This window comes from Streptomyces sp. NBC_01476, from assembly GCF_036227265.1.
Lineage (GTDB): Bacteria > Actinomycetota > Actinomycetes > Streptomycetales > Streptomycetaceae > Actinacidiphila.
Window position 1 is genome coordinate 5110458 of the sequence record NZ_CP109446.1, and the last position, 18632, is coordinate 5129089.

The window sequence follows — 18632 nt, forward strand, 5'->3', positions numbered from 1 at the left end:
GGACGCGCGTGGACCTGTTCGAGTACCAGGCGAGGGATCTCTTCGCCAAGCACGGTGTACCGGTGCTGGCCGGTGAAGTCATCGAGACGCCTGAGGCGGCGCGCGCCGTGGCGGAGCGACTCGGCGGCCGTGCGGTCGTCAAGGCGCAGGTCAAGGTGGGTGGCCGTGGCAAGGCCGGCGGTGTGAAGCTCGCCGCCGACCCGGCCGACGCGGTGGCCAAGGCCGACGCCATCCTCGGCATGGACATCAAGGGCCACACGGTCCACAAGGTGATGCTCGCGGAGACCGCGGACATCAAGGAGGAGTACTACGTCTCCTTCCTGCTCGACCGCACCAACCGGACCTTCCTCGCGATGGCCTCGGTCGAGGGCGGCGTGGAGATCGAGATCGTCGCCGAGGAGAACCCCGACGCGCTCGCCAAGGTCCCGGTCGACGCGCTGGAGGGCGTGACCCCCGAGAAGGCCGCCGAGATCGTCGCCGCGGCGAAGTTCCCGGCCGACATCGCCGACCAGGTCGCCGATGTGCTGCAGCAGCTGTGGACCGTCTTCGTCAAGGAAGACGCCCTGCTGGTCGAGGTCAACCCGCTGGTCAAGACCGGCGAGGGCAAGATCGTCGCGCTCGACGGCAAGGTCTCGCTGGACGAGAACGCCGCCTTCCGGCAGCCCGGGCACGAGGCGCTGGAGGACAAGGCCGCCGCGAACCCGCTGGAGGCGAAGGCCAAGGCCAAGGGCCTCAACTACGTCAAGCTCGACGGCGAGGTCGGCATCATCGGCAACGGCGCGGGTCTCGTGATGAGCACCCTGGACGTCGTCGCGTACGCAGGTGAGGCGCACGGCGGGGTCAAGCCCGCCAACTTCCTCGACATCGGCGGCGGAGCGTCCGCCGAGGTGATGGCGAACGGCCTGGAGATCATCCTGGGCGACCCGGATGTCAAGTCCGTGTTCGTCAACGTCTTCGGCGGCATCACCGCCTGTGACGAGGTCGCCAACGGCATCGTGCAGGCGCTGGCACTGCTCGCCTCCAAGGGCGAAGAGGTCAGCAAGCCGCTGGTCGTGCGGCTCGACGGCAACAACGCGGAGCTGGGTCGCAAGATCCTGTCCGACGCCAACCACCCGCTGGTGCAGCGCGTGGACACCATGGACGGCGCGGCCGACAAGGCCGCCGAGCTGGCTGCGAAGTAAGGGAAGAGGACAGAGACAACCATGGCTATCTTCCTGACCAAGGACAGCAAGGTCATCGTCCAGGGCATGACCGGCGCCACCGGCCTGAAGCACACCACCCTGATGCTCGCCGACGGCACCAACATCGTCGGCGGCGTCAACCCGCGCAAGGCCGGCACCACGGTCACCTTCGAGCAGGGTGACGTACCGGTCTTCGGCTCCGTGCAGGAGGCCATCGAGGCCACCGGCGCGGACGTGACCGTGATCTTCGTCCCGGAGAAGTTCACCAAGGACGCGGTGGTCGAGGCCATCGAGGCCGAGATCCCGCTCGCGGTCGTCATCACCGAGGGCGTCGCCGTCCACGACACCGCCGCGTTCTGGGCGCTCGCCCAGGCCAAGGGGAACAAGACCCGGATCATCGGCCCGAACTGCCCCGGCCTGATCACGCCCGGTCAGTCCAACGCGGGCATCATCCCCGGTGACATCACCAAGCCGGGCCGGATCGGCCTGGTGTCGAAGTCCGGCACGCTGACGTACCAGATGATGTACGAGCTGCGGGACATCGGCTTCTCCTCGGCGGTCGGCATCGGCGGTGACCCGATCATCGGCACCACCCACATCGACGCGCTGGCCGCGTTCGAGGCGGACCCTGACACCGACCTGATCGTGATGATCGGTGAGATCGGCGGCGACGCGGAGGAGCGGGCCGCGGCCTTCATCGAGAAGAACGTGACGAAGCCGGTCGTCGGTTACGTGGCGGGCTTCACCGCGCCCGAGGGCAAGACGATGGGCCACGCGGGCGCCATCGTCTCCGGCTCCTCCGGCACCGCCCAGGCGAAGAAGGAGGCCCTGGAGGCGGCGGGCGTCAAGGTCGGCAAGACGCCGTCCGAGACGGCGCGCCTCGCGCGGGCGATCCTCGCGGGCTGACGCGAGGCCACCGGCTGACAAGGCGCGGGCCCGTTCCCTCCGGGGGAGCGGGCGCGCGCCTTTTCGCCGTGCCTGTGCCGCGCCTTTCGCCGCCCTTTCGCCGTGCCCGTGCCGCGCCTTTCGCCGGGCCTTTTCGCTGGGCCCCGCGGGGTCGGTCACCGGCGGCGGTCAGCGGTCGCGGACCGGCTTGGCGGCGGGCGGTACGTCCGGGCCGGGGTCGTGCGGGTGGATCCCGTGCGCGGGGCCGAGCGCGACGGCCAGCGTGGTGAGGACCGCGATCAGCCCGGTCAGCGCGAAGGCGCCGACCGTACGGCGCCGTACCCCGCGTTCGCTGGCGTCGCGGATGTCCCCGGGTGCGTCCCCGGGTGCGTCCGGGGGCTCGGCCGCGGGTTCCAGGAGGGCGCTGAGCCGGGCCGGTACGCCGTCGGCCAGTTCCGGTACGGCCTCGGTGAGCGCCTCCCGGGCCAGGGCGACCCGTCCGGCGGCCGACAGGGTGCCGGCCTCGACCTCGGCGGCGGTCTGCGGCAGCGGGAGGCCGAGGCCGTCGTGGAGCAGTACGGCCCGGCGGCGGACCGGTGGCAGGTCGAGCAGTGCCGCCTCCAGCGGGTCCTGCGGGGTGCGGGGCCGGGGGCGCGGCCCCGGCGTCCACCGATGCCAGGGCGCGAGCGCGAACGCGTGCGCCACGGCCCGCACCCAGCCCACCGGGTCACTGTCCCGCGCCACTTCGGGCCACCGCTGCCACGCCAGGTCGAAGGCGTGAGCGACGGCGTGGCGGGCGAAGCCGGGGTCCCCGGTGAGCAGCTCGATCTGCCGCCGCAACGGCCCCGCCGACCGCACGTACAGCAGGTCAAAAGCGGCCTCCGCGGTCCACGCGGGCCGCTCCCGCCCGGAAACGGACGCGCCGGCTGCCTTTCCGGCAGCGCCGCCGGCCCGCCCCGAAGCCGACGCGGGTCCCGCGGGCGCGGCCTCGGCGGGTGCCTTGCGGGCGGTCACCGGAGGGCCGCCGTCGACGTCGGCCGGCGGGCCTCGTACCGCCGGGCGCCCCCTGGTCCGGGAAAAAGACACATAGCGCACATATTGCGCGACACGACGGTCTTTCGCTTGTTACCGGGACGTATCAGGTGTTCTTGACAGCATGGGTCGGCGTGACGCACCTCACCGACCCCGCTCAGGTCCCCGGCCCCGCCACCGAACGCCCCGGCGCCCACTCGCGCCGCTCCACCGCGCGGGTGACGGCCGCCGCCGGGGGAGCGGCCGCGGCGGTCCTCGGGCTCGCCGTGCCGACCGCGGTCGTCCTGCTGCTGTGGATCGCGTCGCCCTACCCCGACAGCGGGCTGACCGGGGCGCTGCACGTGGGCGCGGGCCTGTGGCTGCTCGCGCAGGGTGCGGAACTCGTCAGGACCGACACGCTCTCCGGCGACCCCGCCCCGGTCGCGCTGACACCGCTGCTGCTCAGCGCGCTGCCGGCGTGGCTGCTGTACCGGGGGACGTCGTCAGCGGTCTCCTCCGCGCTTTCGTCGGCGGTGGCCAGGGCGGGAGCGGGGGCGAGGCCGGAAGTGGTCAGGGAGGCGGCGGTGCTGGCCGGGTGGGCACTGGCGGGATACGTCTCGGTGGCCGTGCCGGCGGTCTCCTACGCGGTGGGCGGCGCGGTGCGCGTCGCGCTGCCGACCGCGCTGTACGTCCCGCTCTTCGCGGCCGGCGCGGCCGGGTGCGGCGCGTGGACGGGGTGCGGGCGGCCCGCGCTCGCCGGGTGGGTGCGGGTGCCGCGGGTGGAGCGGCGGTACGTGGTCGAGGCGGTGGCCGCGCTGCGGGCCGCTGGGGTCGCGGTGGGGGTGCTGGTCGGCGGCGGGGCACTGGTCGGCGGGGTGTCGCTGGCGTGGCACTCAGGCTTCTCCGGGCGGGCGTACACGCAGCTCAGCGGGCCCTTCGCGGGGCAGGTGGCGGTGTTGCTGATCGCGATGGCGCTGGTGCCGAACCTGGCGGTGTGGGGGGCGAGTTACGCGCTCGGGGCGGGGTTTTCCGTGGGGGCGGGCAGTGTGGTGGCGCCGTGGGGGGCGTCGGGGTACGGGGTGCTGCCGCAGTTCCCGCTGCTTTCGGCGCTGCCGCGGGCGGGGGAGGGGGCGGGGGGATGGGCCGGGTGGGTGACCCTTGCGGTGCCGTTCGCTGCGGCGTGCCTGGTGGGGTGGCGGCTGGGGCGGCTCGGGTGGGGGGTGGTGCGTACGGTTCGGGTGGCCGGGATGGCGGCGCTCTTCACGGGGGTGGCCTTCGCGACGCTCGCCGCGTGGTCCGGTGGGGCGCTCGGGGTTTCCCGGCTGGCGTCTTTCGGGCCGGTCTGGTGGGTGGCCGGGGCGGCGGCGGCCGTGTGGGTGCTTGGCGTTGCGGGTTCGCTCGCGCTGGCGGGTTCGCTCGCGCCGGCGGTTCGGCTCGCTCCGGCGGTTCGCGTTTCGCTCGCGCGTTCCGAGCGTGAGTGGTGGGCTCGCCTGGCGCGGTTTCGCCTCCGGCGCGGTCGCCGGGTGACGGTGCGATCGGAGGGGGGTGTCCGTACGGAGGGGGGTCTCCGTGCGGAGCCGGATGACGTGCCCTTGCATCCGTTGCCGCCGCTCACCGACCCTCTGCCGTGGCCGGCTGGGCCGGCGCTGCCGCCGCTTCCGCCGTTCCCGCCGGCTCCTGCGGAGGGGCCGGATGCGGGAGGGGGTGCCCCGGCTGGTGGGTGACGGTCTGCGGGTGCGTTGTGGCTTGTCGCGCAGTTCCTCGCGCCCCTTCGGGGCGCCCCCTGCCGGGGGGGTAGGTATCTGCGGGTTCCGCTGTGGCTGGGCGCGCAGTTCCGCCCCCAGACTTCGTCCGGGGGGACCCCCAGCGCCCCTTCGGGGCGCCCCCTTGCCGGGGGGTGGGCATGTGCGGGTGCGTTGTGGCTGGGCGCGCAGTTCTTCGCGCCCCTTCGGGGCGCGCCTCTGGCGGGTGGGTCAGGGGGTGGCGGGGGCGGGGGTGGGGGTGCCGAGGGCGTTGAGGTTGTGGGTGGGGAGGGTGAGGGTCGTCATGCGGTGGTGGCCGATCGCCCGCTCGTAGGCGTAGGTCGCGCGGATGGCGGAGCGGATGACCGCGGACTTCCAGGCGGGCCAGCCGAGGACGCGGGCCATGTGGGCCATCACGGCGATGCTGACCTCGCGGTAGATGCGGATCTCCGCCAGCGCGCAGGCCCGCAGCGTGGCGTGGATCGCGCGGCCGTGGCCGGCCCGGGCCAGGCGGAGCAGCTCCTCGTGGCAGTACGCGAGGTGGTTGTCCTCGTCGCGGGAGATCGCCCGGACCGCCCGCCCGATGTCGGGGTGGTCCGCGAAGTGCTTGAGAAGCAGCCGCATCTGCTCCGACGCCCGCTGCTCGGTGACCCGGCTGTGCGCGAGATACGTGACGACGTCGTCCTCGCTGAGCGCCTGGTCGGCGCGGAGCCGCGTGTGCGTGAGCCCGATCCCGGCCCGCTCCAGCAGCATCGTGTAGTCCGTGTCCGTCGGCACCGGCACCGGTTCGAGGCCGCGCTTGCGGAGCAGGGCCATGAAGATCCGCCCGTGCTTGTCCTCGTCCGCCCCGTGCCGGGCGATCTTCGGCGCCATCTCCCGCTGGGACGCGGGCACCAGCGCCGCGATCCGGCCGTTCTCCCAGCCGCCCTGTGTCTCCCCGCTCGCCGCGATGGAGCAGAAGAGCGCGAAGGAGTCGTCGTTCTCCAGGATCTCCGTGAACAGACCGCGCGCCGACAGCATCGCGTGTGCTCCCTTCCGCCGGTGACCGTACGCACACTGTGTGCGATCACGAGTCAAAACCGACCCGGAGCAGCTCGCAACCCGGGAGCCCCGCGCAGCGCTCAGTTGTGGAAGGCGGGGAGGTCCCGGAGCGGGCTCGGCAGCAGTTTCTGGCAGGCGTGCGCGGCCGGTGAGGTCAGCGCGTCCGACCGGCAGGTGTAGTAGTCCCGGTAGGCCAGCTGGAAGGCGTACGTGGAAGCGACGATCGCCAGTGCCACCGCGCTGGTGATGATCCCGGCCCAGGCCGCGGTGAGGAACGACCGCTGGGCGTCGGGCCCCGGGGCCGGTGGCGCCGGACGCGGGCTCTGGGCGGCGTCGGCCAGCGCCGACGCGGTGGCCGCGCGGGCCTTGGCCCGGTCCTCGGGGGACATCCGCAGCGCGCTGATCCCCCAGTAGAGGGCCAGCGCCCCGAGCAGCAGCGCCACCGGGGTCCAGCCGACCAGTCCGAAGATCAGGCCCCAGCCGCCGCAGATCAGCGCGTAGCGGGACCGCCGGTGCGCCGGGTCGGTGGGGTCGAACTTCGGTCCGGTGCCCTGGGGTCCGGTCGGGCCCTGCTCCGGGCGGCGGGCGAAGGGGTCGGGACGCCCGGACTGCGGCTGCCGGTTGCTCCACTGGCTGCCCCAGGAGGGCGGCGGGGGCGGCGGGTTGTTGGGGTCCGGGGGGCCGCCGTGCGCCCAGGGCGCCTGGCTGTGGTCGTGGCCGCTGTGCACGTCGGGGCCGTGGCCGCCGTGGCCGCCCTGACCCTCCTGGCCGTGACCTTGACCACCCTGGCCGTCCTGACCGCCGTGACCTTGACCGTGACCCTGCCCCTGACCCTGGCCGTCCTGCCCCTGTTGCCGGCCACCCTGGTCGCCGGAACCGGAGTCCTCCGGCCCGCGCGGCTGCCACGGACGGTCCGGCGCCCCCGCGGGCGGCGGCGCGAACGGGTTGTCCCGCTGATCGCCCTCGGGCGCGCGCAGCACGATGTGAATACGGCCGCTGCTCATGATGTGATGCGCCATCCCCTTGGGCTCGACTCCTCTGATGTACCCGGTTGTCGCCTGCTGTTCGCTCCGTACCGGCCTGCCCGACCGGTGCACAGGGCACTGGTCTTCTGGCAGACGCTACCGCCCGCGCGCTCCCCCGTCCCGCGGGGGCCGTCCGGAGTGCCGGTATCGTTGCTGACGGTCGGCGGTCTCGTAGGGTTCCCCGGAATCCGAGCGGCCCCCGCCTCGTACGATCCTCCGAAAACGATCGCACACGAAGCGCACGCCAGCCAGACCCGAGCCGAGCCGTAACCGATCCGCGTTCTCGTAGCGCCTCCCCGCGGCCCGCAGATTGATGTCACGATCCGCCCGCCCGCCGTTGTCCCCGCGCCCCAGAGTCCCAGAAACCGAGAGAATCCCGCCCGTGGCCGCCCGTACTCCCGCTCGCCTCGTCGTCCTCGTCTCCGGTTCCGGTACGAATCTGCAGGCCCTGCTCGACGCCATCGGCGCCGACCCCTCCTACGGTGCCACGATCGTCGCGGTCGGCGCCGACCGCGACGGCATCGCCGGTCTCGGCAGGGCCGAAGCCGCCGGGCTGCCCACCTTCGTGGTGCGCGTCAAGGACCACGAAGACCGGGCCGCCTGGGACCTCGCGCTGGCCGAGGCCACCGCGGCCTTCGACCCCGATCTGGTGGTCTCGGCGGGCTTCATGAAGATCGTCGGCCGGGAGTTCCTGGCCAGGTTCGGCGGGCGGTTCATCAACACCCACCCCGCGCTGCTGCCGAGTTTCCCCGGTGCGCACGGCGTGCGTGACGCGCTCGCCTACGGCGCGAAGGTGACCGGGTGCACCGTCCACTTCGTCGACGACGGCGTGGACACCGGACCGGTCATCGCCCAGGGCGTGGTGGAGATCCGGCCGGACGACACGGAGGAAGCGCTCCACGAGCGCATCAAGGACGTCGAGCGAGGACTGCTCGTCGACGTAGTTGGGCGGCTGTCGCGCGACGGCTACCGCATCGAAGGACGAAAGGTACGGATCCCGGCATGAGCGCCGAAGACACCCACGGCAAGCGTCCCATCCGGCGCGCGCTGGTCAGCGTCTACGACAAGACCGGTCTGGAGGAGCTGGCCCGCGGCCTGCACGAGGCCGGCGTGGAGCTGGTCTCCACCGGATCGACCGCCGGGCGGATCGCCGCCGCGGGCGTGCCCGTCACCAAGGTCGAGGAGCTGACCGGCTTCCCTGAGTGCCTGGACGGCCGGGTCAAGACGCTGCACCCGCGGGTGCACGCCGGCATCCTCGCCGACCTGCGTCTGGAGGACCACCGGCGGCAGCTGGAGGAGCTGGACATCCGGCCGTTCGAGCTGGTCGTCTGCAACCTCTACCCGTTCCGCGAGACGGTCGCCTCGGGCGCCAGCGACGACGAGTGCGTGGAGCAGATCGACATCGGCGGCCCCTCGATGGTCCGCGCCGCCGCCAAGAACCACCCCTCGGTGGCGATCGTCACCAGCCCGGCCCGCTACCCGGACGTGCTCGCCGCGGTCAAGGACGGCGGCTTCGACCTGGCCACCCGCAAGCGGCTGGCGGCCGAGGCGTTCCAGCACACCGCCGCCTACGACGTGACGGTGGCCTCCTGGTTCGCAGGCGGCTACGCGGCCGACGGTGAGAGCGCCTTCCCGGACTTCGCCGGCGTGACGTACACCCGGCAGAACACCCTGCGCTACGGCGAGAACCCGCACCAGGGCGCGGCGATCTACACCGACGGCACCGGCACCGGGCTGGCCGGCGCGGAGCAGGTGCACGGCAAGGAGATGTCGTACAACAACTACGTCGACACCGAGGCCGCCCGCCGGGCCGCGTACGACCACGACGAGACGTGCGTGGCGATCATCAAGCACGCCAACCCGTGCGGGATCGCGGTCGGCGCCGATGTGGCCGAGGCACACCGCAAGGCGCACGCCTGTGACCCGCTCTCCGCGTTCGGCGGGGTCATCGCGGTGAACCGTCCGGTGTCGGTGGCGATGGCCGAGCAGGTCGCGGAGATCTTCACCGAGGTGATCGTCGCCCCCGGTTACGAGGACGGCGCCGTCGAGGTGCTGGCCCGCAAGAAGAACATCCGGGTGCTGGTCTGCCCGGACGCGCCCGCGAGCACCACCGAGTACCGGCCGATCGAGGGCGGCGCGCTGGTCCAGGTCAAGGACCGGCTGCAGGCCGAGGGCGACGACCCGGCGACCTGGACGCTCGCCACCGGCGAGGCGCTGCCCGCCGCCGGACTGGCCGACCTCGCCTTCGCCTGGCGGGCCTGCCGCGCGGTGAAGTCCAACGCGATCCTGCTGGCGAAGGACGGCGCCACGGTCGGCGTCGGCATGGGCCAGGTCAACCGGGTGGACTCGGCGAAGCTCGCGGTGGAGCGGGCGGGTGCCGAGCGGGCGGCGGGGTCGTACGCGGCCTCCGACGCGTTCTTCCCCTTCCCCGACGGGCTGGAGGTGCTGACCGCCGCGGGGGTCAGGGCCGTTGCCCAGCCGGGCGGTTCGATCCGTGACGAGGCGGTCGTCGAGGCGGCGCGGAAGGCCGGCGTGACGATGTACTTCACCGGCACGCGGCACTTCTTCCACTGACCGCACGGGCGCCGGACGGACACCTCACGGACGCCGGACCGAGCGCCGTAGGGACGCGTGAAGGCCGGGCCCCCGGAAGCGGGAGCCCGGCCTTCGTACGCCACGCCGGCGCAGCGGTCAGGTCTGGTCCTTGACGACCACGCTCTTGACGATCTTGTCGGCGAAGGTCTGGTGCTTGGCGTCCCACAGCGGCCACAGCCAGCCGAGGTAGCAGGCCATCGAGTCCAGGACGTGCAGCAGCCGGCGGCCGAAGGCGAGGCCGAAGCCCAGGGCCGAGCCGTCGTACTCCTTGAGCAGCCGGATGCCGGCGATGCGCTTGCCGGGGGTCTGCCCGGTCTTGCCCTCGCGGTAGGCGAGCCAGAGGCCGGCGATCAGGCTCAGCACGGCGCCGATCCCGATCAGCGTCAGCGAACCGCCGGACGGGTGCGGGGTCGGGCAGTTCTCGCTGGATATGCCGAGCTTGTCGCACTGGTCGACGCTGTCCACCAGCTTGGAGACCCACTGGATGTAGCCGGCCGACAGCAGGCCGCCGGGAATCAGCATCACGATCAGCCCGTCGAGCAGCAACGCGCCCAGCCGGGCGCCCCAGCTCGCCAGCGGCGGCATCCCGGGCAGCGGTCCGCCCGGCGCCTGACCGTATCCGTAACCGCCGTACCCGGCCGCCTGCGGATAACCGGCCTGCTGCGGGAAGCCGCCCTGCGGATAGCCGTACGGCTGCTGCGGCGGCTGCTGTCCGTACGGTCCCGGCCCCTGCGGGTACGGGGGCTGCTGCGGATAGCCGTACGGCTGCTGCGGTGGCGGCTGGTCGCCGTAGGGGTTCGGAGGACCGGGTGGCTGGCTCACGGGCTGTTTCCTTCGCGGGGACGGGACGGACAGGTGCGTACGCGGACGTAACGGGCCTGGTCGGACGAGCGGAGACATCAGGGGACGCGGGACATCGTCCGGCCCAGGACCGGGCGGGCGCAAGGGTCAAAGGTGCCCTGTACGCGGAGCCGTCCGGTCCGGTCGGGCGGCGGGCGGACCGGCCCGGGCGGATCGGTCGGGCGGCGGGTGCACCGGCCGGGCGCACTGGCCGGGCGGATTGGTCCGGCGCGGGCCCGATCCGCGAAGATGGACGCATGACCGCCCAGATTCTCGATGGCAAGGCCACATCGGCCGCGATCAAGTCAGAACTGATCGCCCGGGTCGTGGCTCTCAGGGCCCGCGGCATCACCCCGGGCCTCGGCACCCTGCTGGTCGGCGACGACCCGGGCAGCAAGTGGTACGTCGCGGGCAAGCACCGCGACTGCGCCCAGGTGGGCATCGCCTCCATCCAGCGCGAACTGCCGGACACCGCCTCCCAGGCGGAGATCGAGGCGGTGGTCCGCGAGCTGAACGAGAACCCGGAGTGCACCGGCTACATCGTCCAGCTGCCGCTGCCCAAGGGCATCGACACCAACCGGGTACTGGAGCTGATCGAGCCGGCCAAGGACGCCGACGGACTGCACCCGATGAACCTGGGCCGGCTGGTGCTCAACGAGCGCGCGCCGCTGCCCTGCACGCCCAACGGCATCGTGGAGCTGCTGCGGCGCCACGGCGTGGCCGTGGCCGGCGCCCATGTGGTGGTGGTCGGGCGCGGCGTCACGGTCGGGCGGTCGATCGGCCTGCTGCTCACCCGCAAGTCGGAGAACGCCACGGTGACGCTCTGCCACACCGGCACCCGGGATCTGTCGGGGCTGTTGAAGCAGGCGGACATCATCGTGGCCGCGGCGGGCGTGCCGCACATCGTCAAGCCGGAGGACGTCAAGCCGGGCGCGGCCGTCCTCGATGTCGGCGTCAGCCGGGACGAGAACGGCAAGATCGTCGGCGACGTCCATCCCGGGGTGGCCGAGGTGGCGGCCTGGCTGTCGCCCAACCCGGGCGGTGTCGGGCCGATGACCCGGGCGATGCTGCTGCTGAACGTGGTGGAGGCGGCCGAGCGGCTGACCGGCGAGGGGGTCGTCCATGTCGGCTGAGGCAGCCGGGGCCGACCCGACGTCGTCGTCCCCCGCGGAGGAACCGGCCTGGCGGTCGCCCGAGCCGGCGTGGCGGCACGCCCGTGACCCGCGTCAGCCGGGCGGGCGTCCGGCGGTCACCACCAGCACGCCGCGCCCCGAGGGCGCGGGTCCTGCGGGCGGCGACGACGCGCCCGGGCCGGCCAGGCAGTGGCCGATCCTGCTGGTCGTGCTCGGCGTGGCGATCGGTCTGATCATCACCGCCACCGGCTCCTTCCGGCCCGGCACCCTGGTGATCGGCGCCTCGCTGCTGGCCGGCGCGGGGCTGCGCTGGGGTCTGGCGAAGGTCGGGATGCTGGCGGTCCGCAGCCGGTTCACCGACGTGCTCACGTACGGCGTGCTGGGCCTGGCGATCGTCCTGCTGGCGCTGATGGCGCAGCCCGATCCGCTGATCCGGGTCCCGTTCCTGGAGGACATCATCCACTTCTCGGTGCGGTAGCGGGGTCTTCCGTCGGGGGGCGCGTTCTCCGGTGGTCCTTTATCACCTCGCACGTGGTCTGTGGTGCCCTGCCCGGAAAGTCCTCCGGGCAGGGCACTGGCGTTCTAACGTTGCCCCGGAAGTGGTGTCGAAGGACGTGAGGGGTGCGGCGTGGGGCAATGGGAGCCGTTGGCGGACCGCATCCCGCTGGACATGCGGCGGTTCGTCACGCAGGTACGGCGGATGAAGGACCGCAGCGGGCTGACCGTGCCGGGGCTCGCCGCGAAGACCGCGCAGTCCGTGGAGACCTGGCAACGCGTCCTGTCCGGGCGGCAGTTGCCGCCGCTGGACGCGGTGGAGGTGCTGGCCCAGGCCAGCGGTGCCGATTACGACCGGGTCCGCGCGCTGTGGCGGCTCGCGGAGACCGCCGGGGAGCGGGGGCGCGGGAAACCGCTGCCGTACCCGGACCCGCTCGACCCGCTGGGCGCGGAAGAGGGTCTGCCCGGTCGCAGACGCCGGTTGCTGCTCCTGGTGACCGCCGGTGTGCTGGCGGCCGTCGCGCTGGTCGCGGTGATGCTGACCGCCGGATCGAGCCCGGGTGGGCGGTCCCCGGCGGGGAACGCCGAGCCGACGCCGAGCGGACCGGTCGCCACGTCCGGGGTGGCGCCGGGCGGGTCCAGGGCGCCTGACGGGTCACCCGGGCCGGCTTCCGGCAGGCCGGGCGCGTCCGGTGGTCCTGCTTCCCCGGGGGCGTCCGCCGGCGACGCGCGTACGGGACCGGCGGCCGGCGACCAGCCGTCCGCGATGGGCACCGCCTCGCCACCGGCCACGCGCCCGCCCGGCGGGAGCAGCACGGGGCCGGCCGCGGGCCCCGGCAGCGCCGCGCCCTCACCGTCCGCCACCGGCGGGCCGGGCGCGCCCTCGGCTCCGCCCGGCAGCACGCCGGCCACCCCTTCGCCGACCACGGCGGCACCCACCCCGACCCCGACCAGGAACTGCCTGATCGAACTGCTGGGCCTGTGCATCTGATGGCTCCGCCGGTCAAGCGGAATCGTTCCTGCGGCCTGGCGGGTGCCGGTGCGTGTGCCGGTGCGGGTGCCGGTGCGTGTGCCGGTGCGGGTGGAGGTGCGGGTGGAGGTCGCCGGCCGCCGCGGCAGTCTCCCTCGGCCGCGCCCGCTGGGAGGCTGCCGCTGACGCTTGCCGGCGGCTGTGGGGGGTCGGTTGCCGGCCGTGGCCGAGGGGCTTCGCCGGCCGCGGCGGCTGCCGAGAGCGTGCCGCTGCCGCCGCCCGTGGGGCAGCGGTGACCGTTGCCACACCGCCGGGCGGGAACGGGGGCGGCCGCGCGCGATAACCTGACGGATGGCTCTCTTGACGCCGAGAGAACCACGTTAGGGGCCGCCTGGGTCACTGCCGGGGCGACCAGTTACCCGCAGCAGGAAAAGGCCAGGAGAAGGCATGACTCGCACTCCCGTCAACGTCACCGTCACCGGAGCGGCCGGCCAGATCGGCTACGCCCTCCTCTTCCGTATCGCCTCGGGCCACCTGCTCGGCGCGGACGTGCCGGTGAACCTCCGGCTGCTGGAGATCCCGCAGGGCCTCAAGGCCGCCGAGGGCACCGCCATGGAACTCGACGACGCCGCGTTCCCGCTGCTGCGGGGCATCGACATCACCGACGACCCGAACGCCGCCTTCGACGGCGCCAACGTGGCCCTCCTGGTCGGCGCGCGCCCGCGCACCGCCGGCATGGAGCGTGGTGACCTCCTCTCGGCGAACGGCGGCATCTTCAAGCCGCAGGGCAAGGCGATCAACGACAACGCGGCCGACGACATCAAGGTGCTGGTGGTCGGCAACCCGGCGAACACCAACGCGCTGATCGCGAAGGCCGCCGCCCCCGACGTCCCCGCGGACCGCTTCACCGCGATGACCCGCCTCGACCACAACCGGGCGATCGCGCAGCTCGCGAAGAAGACCGGCGCGGCCGTCACCGACATCAAGCGGCTCACCATCTGGGGCAACCACTCCGCCACCCAGTACCCGGACATCTTCCACGCGGAGGTGGCCGGCAAGAACGCGGCCGAGGTCGTCAACGACGAGCAGTGGCTGGCCGACACCTTCATCCCGACCGTGGCGAAGCGCGGCGCGGCGATCATCGAGGCCCGCGGCGCCTCCTCGGCCGCGTCGGCCGCGTCCGCCGCCCTCGACCACGTCCACACCTGGGTCAACGGCACCGCGGACGGCGACTGGACCTCCATGGGCATCGTCTCCGACGGCTCCTACGGCGTCCCGGCCGGCCTGATCTCCTCCTTCCCGGTCACCACGAAGGACGGGTCCTACGAGATCGTCCAGGGCCTGGAGATCAACGAGTTCTCGCGGGCGCGGATCGACGCGTCCGTCAAGGAACTCGAGGACGAGCGCGAGGCCGTCCGCGCCCTCGGCCTGATCTGACCCCCCGCCCAAACGGAAAGGGCCCCGCCGTCCACCAGGCGGGTTCCACCGATCCCCGCGACATCCTGGAGTTCAGGGAGTCGCGGGGATCGTGTTTTCCGGGGCGTTGAAGGCACGGGTCAGCGCAGGAGCAACCTGCCCCTGATCCACGGCCGGCCCCGAAGCCGTGGCAAGTTCCGGCAAGTTCCTCGCTCCACGGCACGGTCGCGGTCAAGCTGTGGCACAGAGTTCGCTACCGGCACACGAGGAGGGCGTCATGTCCCTGCGTAAGCTCGGCAAGGACCCGGAGAGTCCTAGTGTCGCGTGAATGAAGTCCTTGGACGGTGGCTGGAAGTGCGGTTGAATGGCGTATGCCTGTCGCCCTGCCGTTGGCCGTCGCCAATGCGGACCGTGAGGTCTTGCGTTCGTGGGTCCGCTCGCCGTCGTCCCCGTCGGGGCTGGTGACGCGGGCCCGGATCGTGCTCCTTGCCGCGGAGGGCGCCTCGAACACCGAGATCGCGCGGCGGTTGGAGCTGTCCCGGCAGACGGTCGTCACCTGGCGGGGCCGGTACCGTTCGGCCGGCCTTGCCGGGCTGGAGGACCGGCCGCGGTCGGGCCGGCCCGGCACGGTGGACGAGGCCGAAGTGGTGGTGCGGACCCTGGAGGGTCCGCCGGACCGGCTCGGCGTGACCCACTGGTCGTCCCGGCTGCTCGGCGCCGAACTGGGTCTGTCCAACGTCGCGGTGGCCAAGGTGTGGCGGAAGTGGAAGATCCAGCCCTGGCGGAGCGAGACGTTCAAGTTCTCCACCGACCCGGAACTCGAGGCGAAGGTCCGCGATGTGGTGGGGCTGTATCTGGCCCCGCCGGAGAAAGCGGTGGTGGTCTGCGTCGATGAGAAATCGCAGATCCAGGCGCTGGACCGGACAGCGCCGATGCTGCCGGTGCGGCCAGGGCTGGCCGAGCGCCGCACCCACGACTACGTCCGCCACGGCACCACCACGCTGTTCGCGGCCCTGGAGGTCGCCACCGGGAAGATCACCGCGGACGCCTGTTACGACCGGCACCGCAACGACGAGTTCCTCCGCTTCCTCAAGCAGGTCGCCAAAGCCCACCCGAGGGTGAAACTGCACGTGGTCGCCGACAACTACGCCACCCACAAGCACCCCCGCGTGAAGGCCTGGCTGGCGAAGAACCCCCGGATCACCCTGCACTTCACCCCCACCTCCTGCTCGTGGCTGAACCTGGTGGAGATCTTCTTCGGCATCATCACCCGCCAGGCCATACGCCGCGGCACCTTCACTTCCGTCCCCGACCTCACCGACGCCATCCGCCGCTACATCGACGCCTACAACGACCGCTGTCAGCCCTTCGCATGGACCAAAACCGCCGACGAAATCCTCGAACACGCCACACCTAAACGTCCAAGGACTTCATTCACGCGACACTAGCGGTAACTCTCCCACCATCTACCTGGACGAGGAGAAGGACAGCTACCTCGTGCAGGGATGGAAGGTGGAGGACGTCGAGCGCCTTGTTCAGATGGACGTCCCCGGCCATGAGTCGGTCGTGGAGATCCCCCGGCACATGGTGCAGTTCTTTCTGGAGATGGATCAGGGTGCCAAAGATGCCGGCCCGGAGGTGAAGAAAGATGACGAGGACCCCGACGTTTGAGGAGCTCTTCCGCGACTGCCGGAGGACGGCTGTCCATCTGGAGATGCGCGACGCCTACATGAAGTCGGACCCCTCGTTCATCGACTGGAAGGCCGGCAAGGCTGTCGACCCGGCTGAGCGCTGGGGGGACTGGCTGAGCCTCGTGACAGAGGCCGTCTCGCGGGGTGTTGAAGTCCGCCGTGCCCGTGTCGTTTCGACACCGGTCAGCGAGTACATCCGCTTCGAGTACGACGTGACGGACGGGCTGAACATCGCTGCCGGTGAAGCCGTGCGCTGGCTCGCGCGGCGCGACGCAACGTCCCTCGCCCTTCCCGGTAACGACTTCTGGCTGTTCGACTCCAGCCTCGTGCTCGTCAACCACTTCGACGGGGAGGGTGAGAGCACGGCGATGGAGAGCACCGAGGACCCGGAAGTGGCGAAGCTCTGCGAGTCCGCTTTCGAGGCTGTGTGGAAGCGGGCGACGCCACACGCCGAGTTCGAGCTGACCTGACGGTTCAGAGCGCCGCCGCAACGACATGACATCGCCGTCATCGAGCGTCCAAGAAGCCCGTAAGGCGCTCGGAACACACATAGGCCATCAGGCTTTGCGAGGACCCCAAGGATCCGCCCCACGGACCGCGGGGCCCTCGTTTGGTTTTTTGTTCGGTCAGATGATGGGGAGGCGGTCGGCTTTCACCTCGTTGATGAAGGCGGACCAGCTGGGTGCGGGGAAGATGAGGGCGGGGCCGTGGGGGTCTTTGGAGTCGCGGACCGGGACGATGCCGGGGAACCCGTCGGCGACCTCGACACAGCTGTCCGGGTCCGCGCCACCGCTGTAGGACGACTTCCGCCATACGGCGTCGCTCAGGTCGAATCTCGGGTTGGACATTCTGTATCCCTCGGGTGGTCAGGCGGTGGGGAGGCGGTCGGCTTTCACCTCGTTGATGAAGGCGGACCAGCTGGGTGCGGGGAAGATGAGGGCGGGGCCATGGGGGTCTTTGGAGTCGCGGACCGGGACAATGCCGGGGAACCCGTCGGCGACCTCGACACAGCTGTCGGCCTGCGCGTTACCGCTGTACGAGGACTTGCGCCACTCGGCAGCGCTCAGGTCTGGTCTGGGGCTGTGCATGACGTGTGGTCCTCCAGCGCGGTTCGCAGCAGTTCGAGAGACCCGGACGCGGACAAGGCAGAGTCTCTGAGTCGATCGTAGGACAACCGGAGGTGCTCCACCTCCTCAGTTTCCTCCACGAGTTGACCGCTCCAGGTGCTCTCCACGTAGGCGACCATCCGCCCGCTCGGCAGCCACAGGAACTGGAGAGAACTCCCCAGGAGGTTGTGTAGGCCGGCTCGGAAGGGCACGACTTGAAGCGAGATGTTCGGTTGCTGTGTCGCTTGGATCAGTCGCCCAAGCTGTTCCGCCCACACATCCGGATCCTGTGCCGGACGCCGGATCACCGACTCGTCCAGCAGGCCCCGGTAGTGCAAGGGCTTCGGCCCGGTGAGACGGTGCTGTCGATTGACACGGCCCAGCACCTGCTCGACCAGTAGTTCCTCACTGTCGGGAGCGTCCGCCCGCAGCAACTCCTCGGCGTACCTCTTCGTCTGCAGCAGCCCCGGGACGGTGCTGACGCTGAACTCGTGGATACCCGTCGCCTCGGCCTCCAGGTCCGCGAAGCCCTGGTAACGGCTCTGGCCCGCCTCGCGTTTGGCCAATCGCCAGAGGCGGCTGAGGAGTTCACCCGTCCCGTACACCCGGTCGAGGACGCCGACCGCGTCGAGGGAGCCGAAACGGTCGCCTTTTTCCAGGCGTTGCAGGTACGAGCCGTCGTACTTGGTCCGCTCGGAGAGCTCCGCCAGCGTCCAACCCGCTCGCTCCCGCTGCCGTGTCAGCTCGGTGCGCAGCACCACCCGTGCCGAGACCTCGTCGTCATCACTTCCGCTCATGCGAACACCCGCACCCTTCTCCCGTTGTCCGACCGCCGGGCAACCGCCTGGTCACCAGGGGCGGTTGGGCGCGCCCACCGGTGCGTTCCACGGCGACGCCACCGCCGGGCACCCGGTTCAATTGCCCGTTTGGACGGCAATGGCTCACCCCTGTTGATCGTAGGAGCAATGACCCCACCCTTGTCTCCAAAAGCTCAGAATGCGATCACGGAACGAGCCACCCATGAAGCAAGCACCCCCGGCCGCCCCGATGGTGGTCCGCAGTTGGCCGATGGACCCCCGATCGGTACGTGACGCCCGGCAGCACCTCCGGGGTGTGCTCGACCGGTGGGATCTCGGCAAGCTCACCGATGCCGCCGAGCTGGTCGTCTCCGAACTGGTGACCAACGCCTTACAGCACGCGGATGTCCCCGGCCGGCTGATCGAGACCCGGTACCAGCAGACCGCCGAGGGCGGCCTCGACATCGAGATCCACGACGCGGACTCCCGGGTCCCCGCCGTGCGGGAGGCAGGACCGCACGACGAGAGCGGGCGCGGCCTGACCCTGGTGGACACCCTCACCCAGGGGCGGTGGGGGGTCCGCTCCCGGGCCCCGCGTGAAGGCGCCGCCGCGGCCGGGAAGTTCATCTGGGCCCGCGTCGGCCCGGACCCGGCCTGAGTCCCGGACCCGGCACGACGCTCGGACCCGGCACGACGCCCTGACC

20 protein-coding genes are annotated in these 18632 nt (G+C 71.9%); 13 read left to right on the plus strand and 7 right to left on the minus strand.

What is annotated here, in order from left to right; genetic code table 11:
* Window positions 1–8: 8 nt before the first annotated feature.
* The gene (sucC, locus tag OG552_RS22385) at window positions 9–1181 is read left to right on the plus strand and encodes an ADP-forming succinate--CoA ligase subunit beta (protein WP_329135647.1); all 1173 of its coding nucleotides are present in this window, start codon (window positions 9–11) and stop codon (window positions 1179–1181) included.
* 21 nt (window positions 1182–1202) lie between these two features.
* Window positions 1203–2087: a succinate--CoA ligase subunit alpha gene (gene sucD, locus OG552_RS22390; protein ID WP_329135649.1), complete on the plus strand. Its 885-nt coding sequence runs from the start codon at window positions 1203–1205 to the stop codon at window positions 2085–2087.
* Window positions 2088–2255: 168 nt separating this feature from the next.
* On the opposite strand, the gene OG552_RS22395 is transcribed toward sucD, so the two are convergent.
* Window positions 2256–3080: a hypothetical protein gene (locus OG552_RS22395; RefSeq protein WP_329135651.1), complete on the minus strand. Its 825-nt coding sequence runs from the start codon at window positions 3078–3080 to the stop codon at window positions 2256–2258.
* A 134-nt stretch (window positions 3081–3214) separates the two neighbouring features.
* On the opposite strand from OG552_RS22395, the gene OG552_RS22400 reads away from it, so the two are divergent.
* Window positions 3215–4801 (plus strand): cell division protein PerM, encoded by a 1587-nt coding sequence (locus OG552_RS22400; RefSeq protein WP_329135653.1) that lies wholly within the window; start codon window positions 3215–3217, stop codon window positions 4799–4801.
* Window positions 4802–5050: 249 nt separating this feature from the next.
* Here OG552_RS22400 and OG552_RS22405 read toward each other — a convergent pair whose 3' ends face one another.
* Together OG552_RS22405 and OG552_RS22410 are read right to left on the minus strand one after the other, a co-directional pair.
* Entirely contained in the window at window positions 5051–5839 is a 789-nt protein-coding gene (locus tag OG552_RS22405; protein ID WP_329135655.1) for a ferritin-like domain-containing protein, read from the minus strand.
* A 101-nt stretch (window positions 5840–5940) separates the two neighbouring features.
* The gene (locus OG552_RS22410; RefSeq protein WP_329135657.1) at window positions 5941–6879 is read right to left on the minus strand and encodes a hypothetical protein; all 939 of its coding nucleotides are present in this window, start codon (window positions 6877–6879) and stop codon (window positions 5941–5943) included.
* Window positions 6880–7258: 379 nt separating this feature from the next.
* Here OG552_RS22410 and purN point away from each other — a divergent pair, with 379 nt between their 5' ends.
* Both purN and purH read left to right on the plus strand, forming a co-directional pair.
* A complete protein-coding gene (gene purN / locus OG552_RS22415) occupies window positions 7259–7891 on the plus strand; it encodes a phosphoribosylglycinamide formyltransferase (RefSeq protein WP_329140998.1) in 633 nt (210 codons plus the stop codon).
* Complete coding sequence (gene purH, locus OG552_RS22420) at window positions 7888–9459, plus strand: bifunctional phosphoribosylaminoimidazolecarboxamide formyltransferase/IMP cyclohydrolase (protein ID WP_329135660.1); 1572 nt, start codon at window positions 7888–7890, stop codon at window positions 9457–9459. Before purN ends, purH begins: the two co-directional genes overlap by 4 nt.
* Before the next feature lie 117 nt (window positions 9460–9576).
* Here the strand turns inward: purH and OG552_RS22425 are convergent, their stop codons facing one another.
* Window positions 9577–10302, minus strand: coding sequence for an RDD family protein (locus OG552_RS22425; protein WP_329135662.1), 726 nt, complete (start codon window positions 10300–10302; stop codon window positions 9577–9579).
* Between the two features lie 275 nt (window positions 10303–10577).
* Here OG552_RS22425 and OG552_RS22430 point away from each other — a divergent pair, with 275 nt between their 5' ends.
* The 7 genes from OG552_RS22430 to OG552_RS22460 all read left to right on the plus strand — a co-directional run bounded on the left by OG552_RS22430 (window position 10578) and on the right by OG552_RS22460 (window position 16495).
* The gene (locus OG552_RS22430) at window positions 10578–11453 is read left to right on the plus strand and encodes a bifunctional methylenetetrahydrofolate dehydrogenase/methenyltetrahydrofolate cyclohydrolase (protein ID WP_329135664.1); all 876 of its coding nucleotides are present in this window, start codon (window positions 10578–10580) and stop codon (window positions 11451–11453) included.
* Window positions 11443–11931: a DUF3017 domain-containing protein gene (locus OG552_RS22435; RefSeq protein WP_329135668.1), complete on the plus strand. Its 489-nt coding sequence runs from the start codon at window positions 11443–11445 to the stop codon at window positions 11929–11931. The genes OG552_RS22430 and OG552_RS22435 overlap by 11 nt, the downstream gene beginning before the upstream one ends.
* Before the next feature lie 150 nt (window positions 11932–12081).
* Entirely contained in the window at window positions 12082–12939 is an 858-nt protein-coding gene (locus OG552_RS22440; RefSeq protein WP_329135670.1) for a helix-turn-helix domain-containing protein, read from the plus strand.
* A 426-nt stretch (window positions 12940–13365) separates the two neighbouring features.
* The gene (locus OG552_RS22445; RefSeq protein ID WP_329135672.1) at window positions 13366–14355 is read left to right on the plus strand and encodes a malate dehydrogenase; all 990 of its coding nucleotides are present in this window, start codon (window positions 13366–13368) and stop codon (window positions 14353–14355) included.
* Between the two features lie 350 nt (window positions 14356–14705).
* Window positions 14706–15782: an IS630 family transposase gene (locus tag OG552_RS22450; RefSeq protein WP_329132414.1), complete on the plus strand. Its 1077-nt coding sequence runs from the start codon at window positions 14706–14708 to the stop codon at window positions 15780–15782.
* Window positions 15783–15798: 16 nt separating this feature from the next.
* Window positions 15799–16005 (plus strand): hypothetical protein, encoded by a 207-nt coding sequence (locus OG552_RS22455; protein ID WP_329141000.1) that lies wholly within the window; start codon window positions 15799–15801, stop codon window positions 16003–16005.
* Window positions 15983–16495: a DUF6879 family protein gene (locus OG552_RS22460; RefSeq protein WP_329135674.1), complete on the plus strand. Its 513-nt coding sequence runs from the start codon at window positions 15983–15985 to the stop codon at window positions 16493–16495. The genes OG552_RS22455 and OG552_RS22460 overlap by 23 nt, the downstream gene beginning before the upstream one ends.
* A 156-nt stretch (window positions 16496–16651) precedes the next feature.
* Here OG552_RS22460 and OG552_RS22465 read toward each other — a convergent pair whose 3' ends face one another.
* Genes OG552_RS22465 through OG552_RS22475 form a run of 3 tightly spaced genes read right to left on the minus strand, consistent with a single transcriptional unit; the run spans window position 16652 to window position 17928 of the window.
* Entirely contained in the window at window positions 16652–16873 is a 222-nt protein-coding gene (locus tag OG552_RS22465; RefSeq protein WP_329135676.1) for a DUF397 domain-containing protein, read from the minus strand.
* Between the two features lie 18 nt (window positions 16874–16891).
* Entirely contained in the window at window positions 16892–17113 is a 222-nt protein-coding gene (locus OG552_RS22470) for a DUF397 domain-containing protein (protein WP_329135678.1), read from the minus strand.
* The gene (locus tag OG552_RS22475; protein ID WP_329135680.1) at window positions 17089–17928 is read right to left on the minus strand and encodes a helix-turn-helix domain-containing protein; all 840 of its coding nucleotides are present in this window, start codon (window positions 17926–17928) and stop codon (window positions 17089–17091) included. Before OG552_RS22475 ends, OG552_RS22470 begins: the two co-directional genes overlap by 25 nt.
* Window positions 17929–18151: 223 nt before the next feature.
* Between OG552_RS22475 and OG552_RS22480 the strand changes: the two genes are divergently transcribed.
* A complete protein-coding gene (locus OG552_RS22480) occupies window positions 18152–18586 on the plus strand; it encodes an ATP-binding protein (RefSeq protein ID WP_329135682.1) in 435 nt (144 codons plus the stop codon).
* The last annotated feature ends 46 nt before the right edge of the window (window positions 18587–18632 follow it).